Genomic DNA, 4,015 nt, shown 5'->3' with positions numbered 1-4,015 from the left:
ATCCCCTCGGCAACAATCCGCCGCGGCTGGCGCGCGCGCCCAGGTAGGGTTCGAGATCCTTGAACGACAGGCTCATCGTGCGTGCGCCTGACTTCACCGACAGCGTCTTGCCCGGGCCGACCACCGCGATGGCGATGACGTGCTCGGTGCTGCGCTTGGCCTTCGGGATCTCGATGATCTTGTTGCCTTTGCCCTTGTCGAGTTCCGGCAGTTCGACCAGCGGGAACACCAGCAGGTGTCCGGCGCTGGTGACCGCGACGATGCGGTCGCTGTCGATCGCGCCGACCTGTGCCGGCTGCAGTACGCGCGCGCCCTCGGACAGCGACAGCAGCGCCTTGCCGGCCTTCTGCCGGCCGGTCAGGTTCTCGAAGCGGGTCACGAAGCCGTAGCCCTGCGAAGAGGCCAGCACGAAGCGGCTGTCGTTGTCGCCACTGGCCAGCGCGGTGAACGATGCTCCGGCTGCCGGCGAGAAGCGGCCGGTCAGCGGTTCACCGTTGCCGCGCGCCGACGGCAGGCCGTGCGCCAGCGTCGAATAGCTGCGGCCGTTGGTGTCGAGGAACGCGACCTGCTGGCTGCTGCGTCCACGCACCGCGGCCAGCAGGGTGTCGCCGTCGCGATAGGACAGCGACGAGGGATCGACGTCGTGGCCCTTCGCGGCACGCACCCAGCCCTTCTCGCTGAGCACGATGGTCACCGGTTCGCTCGGCACCAGGTCGGTTTCGTCGAGCGCCTGCGCGGCATCGCGCGACACCAGCGGCGAACGGCGGGCGTCGCCGAACTTCTTGGCGTCGGCCAGCAGTTCGTCCTTGATCAGCTTCTTGAGCTTGGACTTGCTGTCGAGGATCGCGCCCAGCTTCTCGCGTTCGGCGGCCAGTTCATCCTGCTCGCCACGGATCTTCATTTCCTCGAGTCGCGCCAGCTGCTTGAGCTTGGTCTCGAGGATGTACTCGGCCTGGTCGTCGCTGAGGGCGAAGCGCGCGATCAGCGCGGCCTTGGGCTCGTCCTCGGTACGGATGATGCGGATCACTTCATCCAGGTTGAGGAAGGCGATCAACAGGCCTTCCAACATGTGCAGGCGGCGCTCGACCTTTTCCAGCCGGTGCTTGAGGCGGCGGGTGACGGTGTCGGTGCGGAACACCAGCCATTCCGACAGCAGCAGCTTCAGGTTCTTGACCTGCGGGCGACCGTCGAGACCGATGACGTTGAGGTTGACGCGGTAGCTGCGTTCCAGGTCGGTGGTCGCGAACAGGTGGCCCATCAATTGCTCGGCATCGACGCGGTTGGAGCGCGGGATCAGCGTGATCCGCACCGGGTTGGCGTGGTCGGACTCGTCGCGGATGTCTTCCAGCCAGGGCAGCTTCTTGGCGCGCATCTGCGCGGCGATCTGCTCGATGACCTTGGATGGCGAGACCTGGTAGGGCAGTGCGGTGACGACGATGTTCTGGCCTTCGCGCTGGAAGATGCCGCGGGCGCGCACGCTGCCGTGGCCGGTCTCGTACATCGCCTGCAGGTCGGTGATCGGGGTGATGATCTCGGCGGTGGTCGGATAGTCCGGACCGCGCACGTGCTCGCAGAGGTCGCGCACGCTGGCGTCGGGATCGTCAAGCAGGCGCACGCAGGCGCTGACGACTTCGTTGAGGTTGTGCGGCGGCACGTCGGTCGCCATGCCCACGGCGATGCCGGTGGTGCCGTTGAGCAGCAGGTGCGGCAGGCGTGCCGGTAGCCAGGTGGGCTCTTCCAGCGTGCCGTCGAAGTTCGGCGTCCAGTCGGCGGTGCCCTGGCCGAGCTCGCCCAGCAGGACCTCGGCGATCGGGGTCAGCTTGGACTCGGTGTAACGCATCGCCGCGAACGACTTGGGATCGTCGGTGGAGCCGAAGTTGCCCTGGCCGTCGACCAGGGGATAGCGGTACGAGAACGGCTGCGCCATCAGCACCATGGCTTCATAGCAGGCGCTGTCGCCGTGCGGATGGAACTTGCCGATGACGTCGCCGACGGTGCGCGCGGATTTCTTCGGCTTGGCGGCGGCGTTCAGGCCCAGCTCGCTCATCGCATAGATGATCCGGCGCTGGACCGGCTTCAGGCCGTCGCCGATGAAGGGCAGGGCGCGGTCGAGCACCACGTACATCGAGTAATCGAGGTAGGCGCGCTCGGCGTACTCGCGCAGCGGAATCTGTTCAAACCCGTGGAAGGCGGGACGTACGAGGTCGGTCATCAGGACGGCATCAACGGTGGAACATCGATTTTAGCGGTACTCGGTCGCAGGCGTTGCGCCTGGCGTGTCCGTGCGAGGCATCGGGCGCTGCGGCAGGTTCAGCCGCCGGGCTGGCGGGCCGCCAGCGCATGGCCGGCATCGCCAGCGACGTCGACGCCCCGGCCATCGTCGCCGTCCGCAGGGGGCCGGCGGCGACGCGGCTTGAGTTCGCTGGCGATGACGCCCAGCACGATCAGCGCGGCACCCAGCACCGCCAGCAGCGGCAGGCGTTCGCCGGCCAGCCGGCCGACGATACCGGCCCAGACGGGCTCGCCGGCATAGATCAGCGTGGCCTTGGTCGGCGACACGGACTTTTGTGCCCAGTTCATCGTCAGCTGGATCAGCGCGCTGGCGGCGCCGAGCCCGCCAGCCAGCACGACCAGCGTCCACGAGAAGGCGGGCAGGGCTTCGCCGGTCGCCGGCATGCAGGCGAACGCCAGCAGCGACGCGACCGCCAGCTGCACCACGGTGACCCGGCGCGCGTCCACGGCCTCGGCGACGCGGCCGATCAGGATGATCTCGGCCGCGATCGCCAGCGCGCCGCACAGGGTCAGGAGCTCGCCCAGGCCTAGGGTCGGTGCGCCCGCCTGCGGGCCGGCCAGCAGCATCAGGCCGGTGAACGCCAGGCCGATGCCGACCCAGCTCATCAGCTGCGGGGGGCGGCGCAGCACCGCCCATTGCAGCAGCGGCACCATCGGCACGTACAGGGCGGTGATGAAGGCCGACTTGCTGCTGGAAATGGTCTGCAGGCCGACCGTCTGCAGGCTGTAGCCCAGGAAGATCGCGGCCCCGATCGCGGCGCCGGCTATCAGTTCGCGCGCCGTCAGCCCGCGCCACACGCCGAACGACAGCGCCAGCGTGCACAGGGTCGCGATCGCGAAGCGCAGGCCAACGAAGAACAGCGGGCCGCTGACCGCCAGCGCGTGCTGCACGGCCAGGAAGGTGCCGCCCCAGACCATCGTCACCACGATCAGGGCCACTTCCTGGCGGCTGGGTGGCGACCACAAACGCTTGATTTCCATGCTGTCTTCTGTCTTGATGTGCATAATCGTGCACATCATAAGGTGCAGTATTTTGCACAGTCAACAGGATGACGACATGCTCGCGCACGTCGGCGCCAATATCCGGCGCCTGCGCACCGCCTCCGGTTGGAGCCAGGTCGCGCTGGCCGAGGCCGCGGGCATCAGCCGGCGCACCCTCATCGGGGTCGAGGCCGGGGACGCCAACATCAGCCTGCGCGGCCTGAACCGGATCGCGACCGCTCTGGGAGTGAGCTTCTCGACGGTGATCCGCGCGCAGGACGCGAGCTTCCGGCAGGCGATCAATGCCGTGACCTGGAAGGGGCGCACCGAAGCAAGCCGCGCGGTGCTGCTGGGCTCGGCACCGGCACGCGAGGAGTCCGAACTGTGGATCTGGACCATGGCGGTCGACGACCGCTATGTCGCCGAGCCCGATCCGCAGGGTTGGCATGAGCTGATCTACGTTATCGAAGGCAGCCTGCGGGTCGAGCTCGAGCCCGATCCGCAGGTGCTGCAGGCGGGCGGCTTCGCGGTCATCGATACCGCGCAGGCCTACGCCTACGAGAACATCGGCGACGGCCTGCTGCGCTTCGTCCGCAGCGTGGTCTATTGAGGGCGCTGCAACACTGCAGCTTGGGCAACGCCGCGCGCCGAGCAACACCGCGGGCTGGGCAACGCCGGGGTCAGCGTCGACTTTTCTTCCGGGCACAAAAAACCCCGCTTTTGGCGGGGTTTCCGTTCACCG

At 67.9% G+C, this 4,015-nt stretch carries 3 protein-coding genes; 1 reads left to right on the top strand and 2 read right to left on the bottom strand.

Annotated elements, in window-relative coordinates; translation table 11 throughout:
- The coding region (gene parC / locus ACYX7E_RS18865; protein WP_462082156.1) for a DNA topoisomerase IV subunit A at positions 1-2,212 on the bottom strand (2,212 nt) is incomplete at its 3' end.
- Positions 2,213-2,310: 98 nt separating this feature from the next.
- Complete coding sequence (locus tag ACYX7E_RS18860) at positions 2,311-3,273, bottom strand: DMT family transporter (RefSeq protein ID WP_462082155.1); 963 nt, start codon at positions 3,271-3,273, stop codon at positions 2,311-2,313.
- A gap of 76 nt (positions 3,274-3,349) precedes the next feature.
- Here ACYX7E_RS18860 and ACYX7E_RS18855 point away from each other — a divergent pair, with 76 nt between their 5' ends.
- On the top strand, positions 3,350-3,883 hold the full coding sequence (locus ACYX7E_RS18855; RefSeq protein ID WP_462082154.1) for a helix-turn-helix domain-containing protein: 534 nt from the start codon (positions 3,350-3,352) through the stop codon (positions 3,881-3,883).
- The last annotated feature ends 132 nt before the right edge of the window (positions 3,884-4,015 follow it).

It is taken from the genome of Luteimonas sp. RIT-PG2_3, assembly GCF_054902115.1.
The sequence above is the reverse complement of the archived record's forward strand: the minus strand, read 5'-3'. Positions and strand labels throughout refer to the sequence as shown.